Source organism: Zoogloea sp. GDB6, from assembly GCF_056724105.1.
Map to the genome: position 1 here is coordinate 3437709 of NZ_CM161497.1, position 15688 is coordinate 3453396.

The window sequence follows — 15688 nt, forward strand, 5'->3', positions numbered from 1 at the left end:
CCGAGCTATCGGCGAAATATTTTCCAAACAGAAAAAAGGGGCGACACGGCCTTCCGACCTTGTCGCCCCGGATTGGCTTGAGTTAAATCACTTGCCGTTCGTCAGAATTCCATTCGAATTCTGGCCGGCGCCAACCAACTCGGAAGTGCCGAGCTTTGTTGCCACGCCCTGGACTCCCGGCTGACCGGCCAGCGGCCGCCCATTTGCATCGAACTGGTTCAAGACGGTCACGACTCCACTCACAGAACTTGCTGTCGTGCCAGACGCGAAGCCCAAACCACCCGACTCGGCATTTTGCCCACCAGCCTGCGCGGCATTGAAGGACGCAATCGCACCAACCAGACCACCCACCTTCGACTGCAGATCGTTGCCCGTTGAAGGTTCTGCGGTCGTTCCGGAACTGGAAGCGACCCCGTTCTTGTCAGCGACAAACCAGACGTCAGCCATCTCGCGAGTGACGCCGGCAGACGTTTCATAGCTGGAGATCAAACCAACGATGTTCCCGTTGTTCTTGTCGGAGGAGGCCGTCGCATCCAGATTCAACTTGACGATACCGAGCGAATCCAGACTGTGCAGTTCATCCGCCTGACTGATGCCGTCCGAATTCCCATCGACCCATACCTTCAGATCCGAGAAGCCGGTATCGGCACTGGAGATCGATCCGTCGCCATTCGTATCCAGAGCCGCAAGTGCTGCATAGCCGTTTGCCGCAGTACTGCCGTCCGCCAGTTTCGTCGCACTACCGAAAAGCTCACTGCCATCATTGACAACGTTGTCATGATTGCGATCGAGAACGAGCAGACCATCTTCACCTGCAACCCAACCGGTCTGGACCTTTTGGCCGGTCGCGAAGAGATCGAAAGAAACACCGGACGAAATGCTCTGCGTCGTGACGCCATCACCATTCAAGTCAAGGACCAAGGGCGTTCCCAGCTTCAAATGGGAGATCTGAGTCGTGGTCAAGGCCGCGACCTGAGTACTTGTCAGCGCTTCAACCTGCGTGGTCGTCAGTGCAGCGACCTGGGTCGTCGTCAGACCACCCTGCACCTGCGCCGTCGTCAGGGCGACAATCTGGCTGGTTTTCAGCGCAACCAGATCCGTCGTTTCCAGGACGACAAGCTGAGCAGTGGTGAATGCCGCCACACTTGCGGTCGTCAGCGCCTGTACCTGCGAAGTCGTCAGTGCCACCACTTGGGCGGTCGTCAGGCCACTCTGCACTTGCGCCGTCGTCAGGGCAGCCACCTGGCTGGTCTTGAGGGCGGCGACGTCCGTGGTCTCCATTGCCGCGACCTGACTGGTCGTCAGCGCCGCCAGCCCTGCCGTCGTCAGCGCCTGCACCTGCGCGGTCGTCAGCGCCACCACTTGGGCCGTCGTCAGGCCGCTCTGCACCTGGGCCGTCGTCAGCGCCGCCACTTGGCTGGTCTTGAGGGCAGCCACATCTGTGGTTTCCATCGCCGCGACCTGCGTCGTCGTCAGCGCCGCCAGCCCCGCCGTCGTCAGCGCCTGCACTTGCGCAGTCGTCAGGGCCACCACTTGCGCCGTCGTCAGGCCGCTCTGCACCTGGGTGGTCGTCAGCGCCGCCACTTGGACCGAGGTCAGCACCGCCACTTGGGCGGTCGTCAGACCACTCTGCACCTGGGCCGTCGTCAGGGCTGCCACCTGGCTGGTCTTGAGGGCGGCGACGTCCGTGGTTTCCATCGCCGCGACCTGCGTGGTCGTCAGTGCCACCACGCCTGCCGTCGTCAGCGCCTGCACCTGCGCCGTCGTCAGCGCCACCACTTGGGCCGTCGTCAGGCCGCTCTGCACTTGGGCGGTCGTCAGGGCCGCCACTTGGTTGGTCTTGAGGGCGGCCACGTCCGTGGTTTCCATCGCCGCGACCTGCGTGGTCGTCAGCGCCGCCACACCCGCCGTCGTCAGCGCCTGCACCTGCGCCGTCGTCAGCGCCACCACTTGGGCCGTCGTCAGGCCGCTCTGCACCTGCGCCGTCGTCAGGGCCGCCACTTGGGCCGAAGTCAGCACCGCCACTTGCGCCGTCGTCAGGCCGCTCTGCACTTGGGCCGTCGTCAGGGCTGCCACCTGGCTGGTCTTGAGGGCCGCCACATCCGTGGTCTCCATCGCCGCGACCTGCGTCGTCGTCAGCGACGCCACACCCGCCGTCGTCAGCGCCTGCACCTGCGCCGTCGTCAGTGCCACTACTTGCGCCGTCGTCAGGCCGCTTTGCACTTGGGCGGTCGTCAGGGCCGCCACTTGGACCGAGGTCAGGGCCGCCACTTGGGCGGTCGTCAGACCGCTCTGCACCTGCGAAGTCGTCAGGGCTGCCACCTGGCTGGTCCTGAGGGCGGCGACGTCCGTGGTTTCCATCGCCGCAACCTGCGTGGTCGTCAGCGCCGCCACGCCCGCTGTCGTCAGCGCCTGCACCTGCGCAGTCGTCAGCGCCACCACTTCAGCTGTCGTCAGGCCGCTCTGCACCTGGGCCGTCGTCAGGGCTGCCACCTGGCTGGTCTTGAGGGCCGCGACGTCCGTGGTTTCCATCGCCGCGACCTGCGTCGTCGTCAGCGCCGCCACACCCGCCGTCGTCAGCGCCTGCACCTGCGCCGTCGTCAGGGCCACCACTTGCGCCGTCGTCAGGCCGCTCTGCACCTGCGCCGTCGTCAGCGCCGCCACTTGAGCCGAGGTCAGCACCGCCACTTGCGCCGTCGTCAGGCCGCTCTGCACCTGCGCCGTCGTCAGGGCTGCCACCTGGCTGGTCCTGAGGGCGGCGACGTCCGTGGTTTCCATCGCCGCGACCTGCGTGGTCGTCAGCGCCACCACGCCCGCTGTCGTCAACGCCTGTACCTGCGCGGTCGTCAAGGCCACCACTTCAGCCGTCGTCAGGCCACTCTGCACCTGGGCTGTCGTCAGGGCTGCCACCTGGCTGGTCCTGAGGGCCGCGACGTCCGTGGTTTCCATCGCCGCAACCTGCGTGGTCGTCAGCGCCGCCACAGCCGCCGTCGTCAGCGCCTGCACCTGCGCAGTCGTCAGGGCCACCACTTGGGCCGTCGTCAGGCCGCTCTGCACCTGCGCCGTCGTCAGCGCCGCCACTTGGGCCGAGGTCAGCACCGCCACTTGCGCGGTCGTCAGGCCGCTCTGCACCTGCGCCGTCGTCAGGGCTGCCACTTGGTTGGTCTTGAGGGCGGCGACGTCCGTGGTTTCCATCGCCGCGACCTGCGTCGTCGTCAGCGCCGCCACACCCGCCGTCGTCAGCGCCTGTACCTGCGAAGTCGTCAGTGCCACCACTTGGGCCGTCGTCAGGCCGCTCTGCACTTGGGCCGTCGTCAGGGCCGCCACTTGAGCCGAGGTCAGCACCGCCACTTGCGCCGTCGTCAGACCGCTCTGCACCTGGGCGGTCGTCAGGGCTGCCACCTGGCTGGTCCTGAGCGCCGCCACGTCCGTGGTTTCCATCGCCGCGACCTGCGTGGTCGTCAGTGCGACCACGCCCGCTGTCGTCAGCGCCTGCACCTGCGCGGTCGTCAAGGCCACCACTTCAGCCGTCGTCAGGCCACTCTGCACTTGGGCTGTCGTCAGGGCTGCCACCTGGCTGGTCCTGAGGGCCGCGACGTCCGTGGTTTCCATCGCCGCAACCTGCGTGGTCGTCAGCGCCGCCACAGCCGCCGTCGTCAGCGCCTGCACCTGCAAAGTCGTCAGCGCCACCACTTGGGCCGTCGTCAGGCCGCTCTGCACCTGCGCCGTCGTCAGGGCCGCCACTTGGGCCGAGGTCAGCACCGCCACTTGCGCCGTCGTCAGGCCGCTCTGCACCTGCGCCGTCGTCAGGGCTGCCACCTGGCTGGTCCTGAGAGCCGCGACATCCGTGGTTTCCATTGCCGCAACCTGCGTGGTCGTCAGCGCCACCACAGCGGCCGTCGTCAGCGCCTGCACCTGCGAAGTCGTCAGGGCCACCACTTGAGCCGTCGTCAGGCCGCTCTGCACTTGGGCCGTCGTCAGCGCCGCCACTTGAACCGAGGTCAGGGCAGCCACTTGCGCCGTCGTCAAACCGCTCTGCACCTGGGCCGTCGTCAGGGCCGCCACCTGGCTGGTCCTGAGGGCCGCCACGTCCGTGGTTTCCATCGCCGCGACCTGCGTCGTCGTCAGCGCCACCACGCCGGCCGTCGTCAGCGCCTGCACCTGCGCCGTGGTCAGGGCCACCACTTGGGCCGTCGTCAGGCCGCTTTGCACCTGGGCCGTCGTCAGGGCCGCCACCTGGCTGGTCCTGAGGGCCGCCACATCCGTGGTTTCCATCGCCGCGACCTGCGTCGTCGTCAGCGCCGCCACGCCCGCCGTCGTCAGCGCCTGCACCTGCGCCGTCGTCAGTGCCACTACTTGGGCCGTCGTCAGGCCACTTTGCACTTGGGCGGTCGTCAGCGCCGCCACTTGGACCGAAGTCAGGGCCGCCACTTGCGCCGTCGTCAGGCCGCTCTGCACCTGGGCGGTCGTCAGGGCTGCCACCTGGCTGGTCCTGAGGGCGGCGACGTCCGTGGTTTCCATCGCCGCGACCTGCGTCGTCGTCAGCGCCGCCACGCCCGCCGTCGTCAGCGCCTGCACCTGCGCAGTCGTCAGGGCCACCACTTCAGCTGTCGTCAGGCCGCTCTGCACCTGGGCCGTCGTCAGGGCGGCCACCTGGCTGGTCTTGAGGGCCGCCACATCCGTGGTTTCCATCGCCGCGACCTGCGTCGTCGTCAGCGCCGCCACACCCGCCGTCGTCAACGCCTGCACCTGCGCCGTCGTCAGGGCCACCACTTGCGCCGTCGTCAGGCCGCTCTGCACCTGCGCCGTCGTCAGCGCCGCCACTTGAGCCGAGGTCAGCACCGCCACTTGGGCCGTCGTCAGGCCGCTCTGCACCTGGGCCGTCGTCAGGGCTGCCACCTGGCTGGTCCTGAGGGCGGCGACGTCCGTGGTTTCCATCGCCGCGACCTGCGTGGTCGTCAGCGCCACCACGCCCGCGGTCGTCAACGCCTGCACCTGCGCCGTGGTCAGGGCCACCACTTCAGCCGTCGTCAGACCGCTCTGCACCTGGGCCGTCGTCAGCGCCGCCACTTGGTTGGTCTTGAGCGCCGCCACGTCCGTGGTTTCCATCGCCGCGACCTGCGTCGTCGTCAGCGCCGCCACACCCGCCGTCGTCAGCGCCTGCACCTGCGCCGTCGTCAGGGCCACCACTTGGGCCGTCGTCAGGCCGCTCTGCACCTGCGCCGTCGTCAGGGCCGCCACTTGGGCCGAGGTCAGCACCGCCACTTGCGCGGTCGTCAGGCCGCTCTGCACCTGCGCCGTCGTCAGGGCTGCCACTTGGTTGGTCTTGAGGGCGGCGACGTCCGTGGTTTCCATCGCCGCGACCTGCGTCGTCGTCAGTGCCGCCACACCCGCCGTCGTCAGCGCCTGTACCTGCGAAGTCGTCAGTGCCACCACTTGCGCCGTCGTCAGGCCGCTCTGCACTTGGGCCGTCGTCAGGGCCGCCACTTGAGCCGAGGTCAGCACCGCCACTTGCGCCGTCGTCAGACCGCTCTGCACCTGGGCCGTCGTCAGGGCTGCCACCTGGCTGGTCCTGAGCGCTGCCACGTCCGTGGTTTCCATCGCCGCGACCTGCGTGGTCGTCAGTGCGACCACGCCCGCTGTCGTCAGCGCCTGCACCTGCGCGGTCGTCAGCGCCACTACTTGCGCCGTCGTCAGACCGCTCTGCACTTGCGCTGTCGTCAGGGCCGCCACCTGGCTGGTCTTGAGGGCGGCGACATCTGTGGTCTCCATCGCCGCGACCTGCGTGGTCGTCAGCGCCGCCACGCCGGCCGTCGTCAGCGCCTGCACCTGCGCCGTGGTCAGCGCTACCACTTGCGCCGTCGTCAGGCCGCTTTGCACCTGGGCCGTCGTCAGGGCCGCCACTTGGACCGAGGTCAGGGCCGCCACTTGAGCGGTCGTCAGACCACTTTGGACTTGGGCCGTCGTCAGGACTGCCACCTGGCTGGTCTTGAGGGCCGCCACATCCGTGGTTTCCATCGCCGCAACCTGCGTGGTCGTCAGCGCCGCCACACCCGCCGTCGTCAGTGCCTGCACCTGCGCCGTCGTCAGCGCCACTACTTGCGCTGTCGTCAGACCACTCTGCACCTGCGCCGTCGTCAGCGCCGCCACTTGGTTGGTCTTAAGGGCGGCCACGTCCGTGGTTTCCATCGCCGCAACCTGCGTGGTCGTCAGCGCCGCCACGCCCGCCGTCGTCAGCGCCTGCACCTGCGAAGTCGTCAGCGCCACCACTTGCGCCGTCGTCAGGCCGCTCTGCACCTGCGCCGTCGTCAGCGCCGCCACTTGGGCCGAGGTCAGCACCGCCACTTGCGCCGTCGTCAGGCCGCTCTGCACTTGGGCCGTCGTCAGGGCTGCCATCTGGCTGGTCTTGAGGGCGGCGACATCTGTAGTTTCCATCGCCGCGACCTGCGTCGTCGTCAGCGACGCCACACCCGCCGTCGTCAGCGCCTGCACCTGCGAAGTCGTCAGGGCTACAACCTGATCCGTCGTCATCCCCTGTGAGATCTGGGTCGTGGACAATACGGCGATGTCCCGCGTTTCAAACGCAGGAATCTGAACAGTCGTAAACGCTGCGACCTGAGTGGTCGTCAAGGCCTGTATGTCGGCCGTCGTCAACGCCACAATTTGAATGGTCGTCAGCGCACCAATCTGCGCAGTCGTCATGCCCGTTACGGTTGAAACCACGATCGTTCCCCTTAGGGTTGTTTGTCATGCGCACATTGGCTTGCGAATGGCTGAGTGCAGCATCGCTGCCCCCTCACCTTTTTAAAGCTCCAGTGCTTCTTCCCTGTGTATAACGACCACCCTAAAAAATTCTTAAGAAACAAATTCCGCCCGGCAGCGATTTGCACGTGCCCGACTGCGCAGAATTTCACGGAAGCCACTCTCGGATCACGCCACCAAGGATCCTTATGATCAAGACAACCGAGTGGACATAAAAAAACCAACACCGCATTCCGCGGGGAGAGGGACGCGGAATGCGGGCTGGCCTTGGGGGAGATGCAGGCGTTACTACCTGGACTTCGGATCGAAGGGCATTATCGACGGCCGAAGGAGCCGGGAGCGCGGCCTGCGCGCGCTCCGGTTTGGGGTAAGACGATCAGGCGAAAGCCGGTTCCGGCTGCTTGTCGAGCATAGAACCGCTCTGCTCGTAGCGAAGGTGCCAGGCGAAGGCTTCCTGCAGCAGGTGCGGAGTGTGGCCGCCGCGCTTGGTGGCACGCAGGAAATAGTCGCGCAGCGCGTCCCGGTACAGAGGATCGGTGCAGTTGTCGATCACCTGGCGGGCCCGCTCGCGGGGCGCCAGGCCACGCAGGTCGGCCAGACCGTGCTCGGTGACGATGATGTCGGTGTCGTGCTCGGTGTGATCCACGTGGGACACCATCGGCACGATGCTGGAGATCTTGCCGTCCTTAGCGATGGATTTGGTGACGAACACCGACAGGTGCGCGTTGCGGGCAAAGTCGCCGGAGCCGCCGATGCCGTTCATCATGTGCGTGCCGCCCACGTGGGTGGAGTTCACGTTGCCGTAGATGTCACACTCCAGCGCCGTGTTGATGGTGATCAGGCCCAGGCGGCGGATGACTTCCGGATGGTTGCTGATCTCCTGCGGACGCAGCACCAGGCGCTGCTTGTAGCGCTCGATGTCGCCCAGCACGCGCTCGTAGGCACTCTTCGACAAGGTGATGCTGGACGCCGACGCGAAGGTCAGGCGGCCGTCGTCAAGGAGTTCGACGGTGCTGTCCTGCAGCACTTCGGAGTACATCTTGAGGTCGCGGAACGGGGAATCCAGCATGCCGTGCAGCACCGCGTTGGCGATGGTGCCGATACCAGCCTGCAGCGGCTGCAGGGACGGCGACAGGCGGCCGGCCTTCACCTCGTGGTACAGGAACTCGTTCAGATGGCCGGCGATGGCGTTGGTCTCGTTATCAGGCGGCAGCACGTTGGACGGGCTGTCGGCCTTCTCGGTCAGCACGATGGCGACGATCTTCTCAGGGTCGACCGGGATGTACGGCAGGCCGATGCGCTGCTCCGGCGAGATCAGCGGGATCGGCAGGCGGTGCGGACGGTAAGTCGGGATGTAGATGTCGTGCAGGCCCTCGAGGCCCTCCGGCATCTTCACATTGATCTCGACGATGATCTTCTTGGCCAGCACTGCGAAGCTGGCGGAATTGCCTACCGAGGTGGTCGGCACGATGCCGCCGTTCTCGGTGATCGCGGTCGCTTCGACGACGGCGATGTCCACCGGCGCGATCTGGCCGGAGCGCAGTTGCTCGACAGTCTCGGACAGGTGCTGGTCGATGAAGGCGACCTCGCCGGCGTTGATCTTGCGGCGCAAGGTCGGATCGGACTGGAAGGGGATGCGGCGGGCGATGACATTGGTCTCGGTCAGCACCTTGTCGATATCGTTGCCCAGGGACGCACCGGTCATCAGGGTGATTTTCAGCGGCTCACGGGTGGCCCGCTCGGCCAGCGCAAAGGGCACCGCCTTGCAGTCACCGGCGCGGGTGAAGCCGCTCATGCCGACGGTCATGCCGTCCTTGAACAACAGGGCGGCCTCTTCCGGCGACATGATGCGCTCTCGCAGGCGCTGCAGGCGAATACGGTCCATGGACATACTTATTTCTCCGATCCTTCTAATCTTGTTGGGCTCGCCTCGACGGGCAAGTTCGCGTGGAAGTATAGAAGTCGGAAATAAGTCACTGGATGACTTAAACTACTTGAAACAAGTCGCTTTTTTCATGATTCATGGACCTGCGCGCGCTCCGCTATTTCATCGAAACCGTCCGCCAGAACAGCTTCACGCTGGCCGCCGAAAAGCTCCACGTCACCCAATCGACGGTCAGCAAGATGATCCGCCAGTTGGAAGACGAGATCGGCCAGCCGCTGCTCAGCCGCGAAGGGCGGCAGTTGCGCCTCACCGATGTAGGACGCATCCTGTTCGCCCGCGGCCAGGAAGCCCTTGGCGTGATGCAGGAACTGTCACGGGAAGTGGCCGACCTGACCGCCCTCACCCGCGGCGAACTTACCGTCGGCATGCCGCCGATGATCAACCTGCTGTTCTCGCCGGTGGTGAAAGCGTTTTGCGAGCGCTATCCCGGCCTGCGCCTGACCCTGCAGGAAAACGGCGGCCAGGTAATCGAACAGCAGGTGGCGAGCGGCGAGCTGGAAGTCGGCGTCACCATCCTGCCGGCCGACCCGGGGCTGGAGCTGGACAGCCGCCATTACGGGCGCTACCCAATCCTGGTCGTCGGGCCGCGCCATGCCCGCTGGGCGCAGAGCGCTGAAGTTCGCATCGCGGCGTTGCAGGACGAGCCGCTGGTGCTGCTGCCCGACGATTTCTCGCTGACCCGCCGCCTGCGCGCCGCCTTCGACGAGGCCCGCCTGACGCCGCGCATTGCTGCCCAGAGCGGGCAATGGGATTTTCTCGTCGCGATGGCCGCGGCCGGCCTCGGCACCACCTTCCTGCCCGCCCCGCTGCTGGCCCGCCTCAATGTGGGTGACGAACTGGCGGTGCGCCCCCTCGCCGCCCCCGGCATCGACTGGGACGTGGCGCTGATCTGGAAGCCCCGCCGCTACCTGTCCCACGCCGCGCGCGCGTGGCTGGCAGTCTGCGAGGAAGTGCTGGTGCCATCGACGCCCTCAGGCAGGATCACAGACACCACGAAAATCGCCTGGGCGCCGCCGCCCTGAGCCCTTGCGCGCGGTAGGCCCGTCAGCCCATCAGCACGGTGGCGAGCCAGCTTTCGATATCCCTGATCTCGTCGAGGCACAGGCTGTGCTCCATGCGGTAGCCATGCCAATCGAGCGGATAACCAGCCGCCATCAGCAGGTCGCCGGACTTCTTGCCGAAAGCATAGGGAATCACTGGATCATGCTGCCCATGGGCCATGAAGATCGGCACGTCCCGGTTGGCTTCGGCCACCTCCGCCGTCAGCGTATCGGCCAGCGGCACATACGTAGACAGCGCCAGGATGCCTGCCAGACGCCGCGGATGGCGCAAGCCGGTATGCAGCGCGATGGCGCCGCCCTGGGAGAAGCCAGCCAGCACGATGCGCTCGTCGGGGATGCCGCGGGCGTTCTCGCGGGCGATCAAGGCCTCCACCTGGGCGGCGGACTCCAGCACGCCGGCCGGATCTTCCCGTCGCTCGGAAAAGTCCATCGACACGATGTCGTACCAGGCCCGCATGATGTAGCCGGCGTTGATCGTCACCGCGCGCTCCGGTGCGTGCGGGAAGACGAAGCGGGTCGGCGGCAGGCGGTCGGCGTCGAGCTCGTCCACCACCGGCTCGAAGTCGTGGCCGTCGGCACCGAGGCCATGCAGCCAGATCACCGCGTGGGTCGGTTCGGGAGCCGTCGTGATCTCGACGGCGGGCAAGAGCGGAACAGTCATGGCATCTCCTTGGAGTCGGGCTCGAATCGGGCTCGATTGTAGCCGGGCCGGCACCCAGCCCGCCGTCCGGCGGCCCGGTGCCGCCACCTGTGCAAAAGTAACGATTTATTGCGCAAGATCATCACCGGGGGGCAAGGGCAAGGTAGATTCACGGGCTTGATCCGTGCCTTGCGTCCCGCTTATGGTCACTACCGCTCCCGATACCCTGATCCGCACCAATCTCGACTTCCTGCGCCGCCATCCGCCCTTTGACCGGATGGAGGCCGAAGCCCTGCATTTTCTGGGGGAACGCCTAGCCACCGCCTTCTACCCGGCGGATTCGGAAATCCTGATGCCGGAAGACGGCCCGCCGAGCTTCTTCTACATCGTGTATCGCGGCAAGGTGCAGGCCCGTCAGGTCGGGGGCGTTGCGGTCACCGAATATGCCACGCTGACCCTGGGGCCCGGCGAAGGCTTCCCGATCGGCGCCATTTCCGCCGGACGGCCATCCACCAACGGCTACCTCGCGGTGGAAGACACTTACTGTTTCCAGCTGCCGGCCGCCGACTTCCTGCACCTACAGGAGATCAGCCCGAGTTTCCAGCTGTTCTGCACGCGCTACATCGCCAGCCTGCTCAACCAGTCGCGGGAGCAGCTGCAAATCCAGTTCTCCCAGCGGGCCGCCGAGCAGCAGACGATGACCACGTCGCTGTCCAGCCTGGTCAAGAAGGCTCCGGTCTTCGTACCGCCGGGGCTCAGTACGCGCACCGCGCTGGAGAAAATGGTGGAAGCCGGCGTCGGCTGCATGGCCGTCGCCGGAGACGACGACAAGCCCGTCGGCGTGCTGACCCAGAGCGACATCCTGAAGCGCATCGTGCTGCCCGGCTTCGACCTGGCCCGGCCGATCGCCGACGTGATGACCGCCCCGCCCCACACCCTGGGCAGCAATGCCAGCGCCTACGACGCCGCCCTCGAAATGGCCACCCACGGCGTGCGCCACATCCTGGTTGTGGATGCGGAAGACAAGCTGAAGGGCGTCATCTCCGAGCGCGACCTGTTCGCGCTGCAACGCATCGGCCTGCGCCAGATCCGTTCCAGCATAGAGAGCGCAGCTGATGTACAGGCCTTGCAGCGGGCCAGCCAGGACATCCGTCAGCTGGCCCTCAACCTGCTGGCCCAGGGCATCGGCGCCGAGCAGCTGACCCAGTTCATCTCGGCCCTCAACGATGCGCTGACACGCCGCATCATCGAACTCAACCTGGACCGCCACGACCTTTACGGCGTGGAGTACGCGTGGCTGGCCTTTGGATCCGAAGGCCGTCATGAGCAAACCCTATCGACAGACCAGGACAACGGGATCATCTACGTGCTGCCCGAATGGGCCGACAAGGAACCCCTCAAGCTGCGCCTGCTGGAGTTCGCCCGCGACGTCAATAACGACCTGGCGAGCTGCGGCTTCCCGCTGTGCACCGGCAACATCATGGCCAGCAACCCGGACCTGTGCCTGACCATCGACGAATGGCGGGAGCGCTTCGGCACCTGGATCCGCGAACCCCACCCCGAAGCCTTGCTCAACGCCACCATTTTCTTCGACTTCCGCGTGCTGTTCGGCGACGAGAAGCTGGCCTACAAGCTGCGCCACTGGCTGCTGTCGATGACCGGTGGCAACCCGGCCTTCCTGAAGGCGATGGCCACCAACGCGCTGGACGTGTCGCCGCCGCTGGGCAAGATCCGCGACTTCGTCATCGACGATGACCCCAAGTACCCGGGCACCATCGACCTGAAGAAGTTCGGCGCCCGCCTGTTCGTCGACGCCGCCCGCGTGCTGGCCCTGCGCACCGGCGTCGAGGCCACCAGCACCGTGCAGCGCCTGCGCCAGGGCGGCGGCCGGATCGGCATGCCGGCAGAAGAGCTCGCCGCGATGGCCGACGGCTTCCATTTCATCCAGTTGCTGCGCCTGCGCCACCAGCACCTCGACACCGACCACGGTGCACCGGGCGACAATCGGGTGAAGCCGGACGACCTCAACGAACTGGATCGGCGCATCCTCAAAGAAGCCTTTCGCCAGGCCCGCAAGATCCAACTGCGACTCAAGCTGGACTATCAGATATGAGCTGGCTCTCACGACTCCTGCCCGGCAGCGGACCGGACCTCAGTCCCGAACAGCAGGCCAGTCTAGCGGCGATCACACGTCACCCCGGCCCCGATCTGGGCCGCAGCCATTTCGAGACGCGCTACGTGATCGTCAATGCGGAAAGCCGGCCGATGGATGGCGGCGGCCAGCGCCTCATCGGCGTCGGCGCAGTGGCGATCAACCGCGGGCTGCTGCACCCGGCCGAGAGCTTCCGGGCCGAACTGGCCAGCGCACCGGCCGACGCCCTGCTGGGGCTGCTGCACTTCATCGCGAAGGCACCGCTGGTGGTCTACAACGCGCCATTCAACCAGGGCATTCTCGAGCGAGGTTTCGAACAGAACCTGGGCAACGTACCGGCAATGGAATGGCTGGACCTGATGGTGATCATGCCCAGCCTGTACCCCGAACGGATCGCCGGCCAGGCCAGCATGGATGCCTGGCTCGGCGCCTTCGGCATCGAACGGCTGGACCGCCACGACGCGGTGCTGGAGGCTCTCGCCGTGGCCCAGCTCCACCAGGTGGCGCTGGCCCGCGCCAAGGCCCAGGGACTCAACGCACCGCAGGACCTGCTCGAAAGCCAGACCAGCCGCAAATGGCTGCGCGGTAGCTGAGCAGCTATCCCGGCGAGGCCAGGGCCCACCGCCAGCGCTCCTCGCACAAGGCCGCAAAGCGCCGGGCGAGCGGTGACGGCACCTGCGGCAGCAGGATCGCCGCATCGGCGGTCGCATCGCTGTCGTCGAGCGGCCGCACCCGGGCTCCGGCGGGCGCCAGGGCGGCCATGCACTCCGGGATCACCGCGATGCCGAAGCCGGCCGCCACCAGGCTCAGCATCGAGGTCTTGCGGGAAATGACATTTCCCATCCGCGGCACGAAGCCCCGCTGCAGGCACAGGTCCGTCATTCGCCGGGCCAGCCCCCCGCGCTCCCGGTGCACCGCCGACACAAAGGGCACTTCGGCCAGATCGGCGAGCCGAAGGCTCTGCCGATCTGCAAGGGGATGCACGGCCGGGATCGCAACGACCAACCGCTCCCTCGCCAGCGGAACGAACTGCACGGCCGGATCCCTGCGCAGCACCGGCATCCGCGCCACCCCCAGGTCGGCCCGGCCGGCGGCGATCTCGGCCACCTGCACCTCCGACGACACCCTGTCCAGATCCACCCGCGCCGCCGGCGCCGCCTCCGCAAACGCCTGCAGGCTGGCCAGCAGCGGACCGCCGATGGGGATCGAGCTCGAATGCAGCAGCCGCAGCACGCCCGACTCCCCGCGGGCCAGGCAGCGCGCATCCTCCGCGGCTTCGTCGATGGCCTGGGCGATCTCCCCGATACGCTCGCGGAACAGCGTGCCAGCCGGCGTGAGGCTTACACCACGTGCCTCGCGGACGAACAGCGGGAAACCCAGCTCTTCCTCCATAAGCGCGATCTGCCGGCTGAGCGCCGGTTGCGCGACGAAGAGCCCGGCGGCGGCCTGGGACAGATTGCCGGTTTCGGCAACGGCCAGGAAGTAGCGGATCTGACGCAGGCTAAGCATTCCAGAAAGTCATGGCTTGAGTAAAAAACTGATATTGGCGTTATACCTCGGCCAATTCCAGAATTCCATGCACGTCGACTCCGCACACACCGATCATGGAAAACTGGATGCCCACCCTGCTCTTCAGCACCACCGATATTTCCGCCCTGGCAGCAGCCTTTGCGATTCTGGTCGTCGCCTACGCCATCTTCGCGCTGCTCGGCTTCGGCTCCGCGCTCATCGCCAGCACTCCGCTGGCCTGGGTGATGCCAGTCAGCCGCATCGTGCCCCTGTTGGCCCTGCTCGACGCAGCGGGCTCGCTGCAGCGGGGCTACCAGGCCCGCCACCTCATAGACCGGAGCAGCCTGGGGCGCCTGGTGCCCGGCATGCTGGGCGGCCAGTTGGTCGGCGTGAGCCTGCTGGCCCATCTGCCGCTGGGCATCCTGGCGATGCTGCTCGGTGTCTTCGTGGCCGGCTACGGCCTGCGGGAACTGCGCGGGCGTCGCGGATCTGCGGCGCCTGGACAAGCAGCCGCCTGGCTGTACGGAGGGTTCGGAGGAGTATTGGGCGGGCTGTTCGGCAGCGGCGGCTTCGTCTATGCCACTTACCTGCAGGCCCATCTGCCCGAACGGGAAGCCTATCGAGCCACCCAGGCGGTCATGATCGCCCTGTCCACCGGCTGGCGGATCGCCTTGTGCGTGGCCGCCGGCCTCATCGACGGACGCCTGCTCCTCACCGCACTGGTGCTGCTTCCAGCCGCCTATCTGGGCCTGGCGCTGGGTCGGCATGTGGACCAGCGCCTGAGCGGAGCGGGTTTTGCCAGGCTGCTTAACCTGTTCCTGATCGCCTCCGGCCTGGCCTTGATCGGCAAGGGCCTGCAGCAAATGGGATGAATGGAATTTCCCGCGGCCACGACCGCGGGTATTCCGTCAGCCGTAAACCTTGCACATCAGCGGCGAGGCCACCCGCGGAGTGAAATAGCCGAGCGCAAAGAAGAACGCGCACAGCAGCAGCAACCCGAGGACACGCCGCCTGTTGCGGTGCCACCAGTCGGCGAGAGCTCGGAGCATGGCGCTCACACTTTCAGGAAGTGTTCCCGGTAGTAGCGCAGTTCGGCGATCGACTCGTGGATGTCGGCCAGGGCCTGGTGGGCGCCCTTCTTCTCTAGACCCTTGTAGACATCCGGACGCCAACGGCGGACCAGCTCCTTGAGGGTGGACACGTCCAGGTTGCGGTAATGGAACCAGTCTTCCAGCTTGGGCATGTAGCGCGCCATGAAGCGGCGATCCTGGCCGATGGAGTTGCCACACATCGGCGAGGTGCGCGACGGGATGTACTGCTTCATGAACTCCAGGTAGATCGCCTCGGCTTCCGCTTCGCCGACAGTGGATGCCTTAACCCGGTCAATCAGGCCGGAACGGCCGTGGGTGTTCTTGTTCCACTCGTCCATGCCGTCGAGCACGGCGTCCGGCTGATGAACTGCGATGACTGGGCCTTCCGCCACCACGTCGAGATTGCTGTTGGTGACGACCATCGCCATCTCGATGATGCGGTCGCTGTCGGGATTCAGGCCGGTCATTTCCATATCCAGCCAGATGAGGTGATTCTGGTCCTGTGCCATAATCGGCTCGCTTTTCGGT

At 66.4% G+C, this 15688-nt stretch carries 10 protein-coding genes; 4 read left to right on the forward strand and 6 right to left on the reverse strand.

The features are described 5' to 3' along the window. Positions 1–87: 87 nt before the first annotated feature. Both AC1PQG_RS15660 and AC1PQG_RS15665 read right to left on the reverse strand, forming a co-directional pair. The gene (locus AC1PQG_RS15660; protein WP_481118748.1) at positions 88–6723 is read right to left on the reverse strand and encodes a hypothetical protein; all 6636 of its coding nucleotides are present in this window, start codon (positions 6721–6723) and stop codon (positions 88–90) included. Positions 6724–7138: 415 nt separating this feature from the next. After that, positions 7139–8647: an acetyl-CoA hydrolase/transferase family protein gene (locus AC1PQG_RS15665; RefSeq protein ID WP_481118749.1), complete on the reverse strand. Its 1509-nt coding sequence runs from the start codon at positions 8645–8647 to the stop codon at positions 7139–7141. 137 nt (positions 8648–8784) lie between these two features. Between AC1PQG_RS15665 and AC1PQG_RS15670 the strand changes: the two genes are divergently transcribed. After that, a complete protein-coding gene (locus AC1PQG_RS15670) occupies positions 8785–9729 on the forward strand; it encodes a LysR substrate-binding domain-containing protein (RefSeq protein ID WP_481118750.1) in 945 nt (314 codons plus the stop codon). Between the two features lie 22 nt (positions 9730–9751). On the opposite strand, the gene AC1PQG_RS15675 is transcribed toward AC1PQG_RS15670, so the two are convergent. Continuing rightward, entirely contained in the window at positions 9752–10429 is a 678-nt protein-coding gene (locus tag AC1PQG_RS15675) for an alpha/beta hydrolase (RefSeq protein ID WP_481118751.1), read from the reverse strand. A 181-nt stretch (positions 10430–10610) separates the two neighbouring features. Between AC1PQG_RS15675 and AC1PQG_RS15680 the strand changes: the two genes are divergently transcribed. Then, on the forward strand, positions 10611–12521 hold the full coding sequence (locus AC1PQG_RS15680) for a DUF294 nucleotidyltransferase-like domain-containing protein (RefSeq protein ID WP_481118752.1): 1911 nt from the start codon (positions 10611–10613) through the stop codon (positions 12519–12521). Then, entirely contained in the window at positions 12518–13153 is a 636-nt protein-coding gene (locus AC1PQG_RS15685) for a 3'-5' exonuclease (RefSeq protein WP_481118753.1), read from the forward strand. Before AC1PQG_RS15680 ends, AC1PQG_RS15685 begins: the two co-directional genes overlap by 4 nt. A 4-nt stretch (positions 13154–13157) precedes the next feature. On the opposite strand, the gene AC1PQG_RS15690 is transcribed toward AC1PQG_RS15685, so the two are convergent. Continuing rightward, the gene (locus tag AC1PQG_RS15690; protein WP_481118754.1) at positions 13158–14069 is read right to left on the reverse strand and encodes a LysR family transcriptional regulator; all 912 of its coding nucleotides are present in this window, start codon (positions 14067–14069) and stop codon (positions 13158–13160) included. Between the two features lie 107 nt (positions 14070–14176). Here AC1PQG_RS15690 and AC1PQG_RS15695 point away from each other — a divergent pair, with 107 nt between their 5' ends. Further along, a complete protein-coding gene (locus AC1PQG_RS15695) occupies positions 14177–14941 on the forward strand; it encodes a sulfite exporter TauE/SafE family protein (protein ID WP_481118755.1) in 765 nt (254 codons plus the stop codon). A 36-nt stretch (positions 14942–14977) separates the two neighbouring features. Here the strand turns inward: AC1PQG_RS15695 and AC1PQG_RS15700 are convergent, their stop codons facing one another. Continuing rightward, a complete protein-coding gene (locus tag AC1PQG_RS15700) occupies positions 14978–15118 on the reverse strand; it encodes a hypothetical protein (protein WP_481118756.1) in 141 nt (46 codons plus the stop codon). 5 nt (positions 15119–15123) lie between these two features. Next, the gene (gene orn, locus AC1PQG_RS15705; protein WP_481118757.1) at positions 15124–15669 is read right to left on the reverse strand and encodes an oligoribonuclease; all 546 of its coding nucleotides are present in this window, start codon (positions 15667–15669) and stop codon (positions 15124–15126) included. Positions 15670–15688 lie beyond the last annotated feature (19 nt).

Bases quoted from the DNA above. Each gene is read 5' to 3' on its own strand.
- AC1PQG_RS15665 (WP_481118749.1), bottom strand. From the start codon at position 8,647: ATGGACCGTATTCGCCTGCAGCGCCTGCGAGAGCGCATCATGTCGCCG.
- AC1PQG_RS15670 (WP_481118750.1), top strand. From the start codon at position 8,785: ATGGACCTGCGCGCGCTCCGCTATTTCATCGAAACCGTCCGCCAGAAC.
- AC1PQG_RS15675 (WP_481118751.1), bottom strand. From the start codon at position 10,429: ATGACTGTTCCGCTCTTGCCCGCCGTCGAGATCACGACGGCTCCCGAA.
- AC1PQG_RS15680 (WP_481118752.1), top strand. From the start codon at position 10,611: ATGGTCACTACCGCTCCCGATACCCTGATCCGCACCAATCTCGACTTC.
- AC1PQG_RS15685 (WP_481118753.1), top strand. From the start codon at position 12,518: ATGAGCTGGCTCTCACGACTCCTGCCCGGCAGCGGACCGGACCTCAGT.
- AC1PQG_RS15690 (WP_481118754.1), bottom strand. From the start codon at position 14,069: ATGCTTAGCCTGCGTCAGATCCGCTACTTCCTGGCCGTTGCCGAAACC.
- AC1PQG_RS15695 (WP_481118755.1), top strand. From the start codon at position 14,177: ATGCCCACCCTGCTCTTCAGCACCACCGATATTTCCGCCCTGGCAGCA.
- AC1PQG_RS15700 (WP_481118756.1), bottom strand. From the start codon at position 15,118: ATGCTCCGAGCTCTCGCCGACTGGTGGCACCGCAACAGGCGGCGTGTC.
- orn (WP_481118757.1), bottom strand. From the start codon at position 15,669: ATGGCACAGGACCAGAATCACCTCATCTGGCTGGATATGGAAATGACC.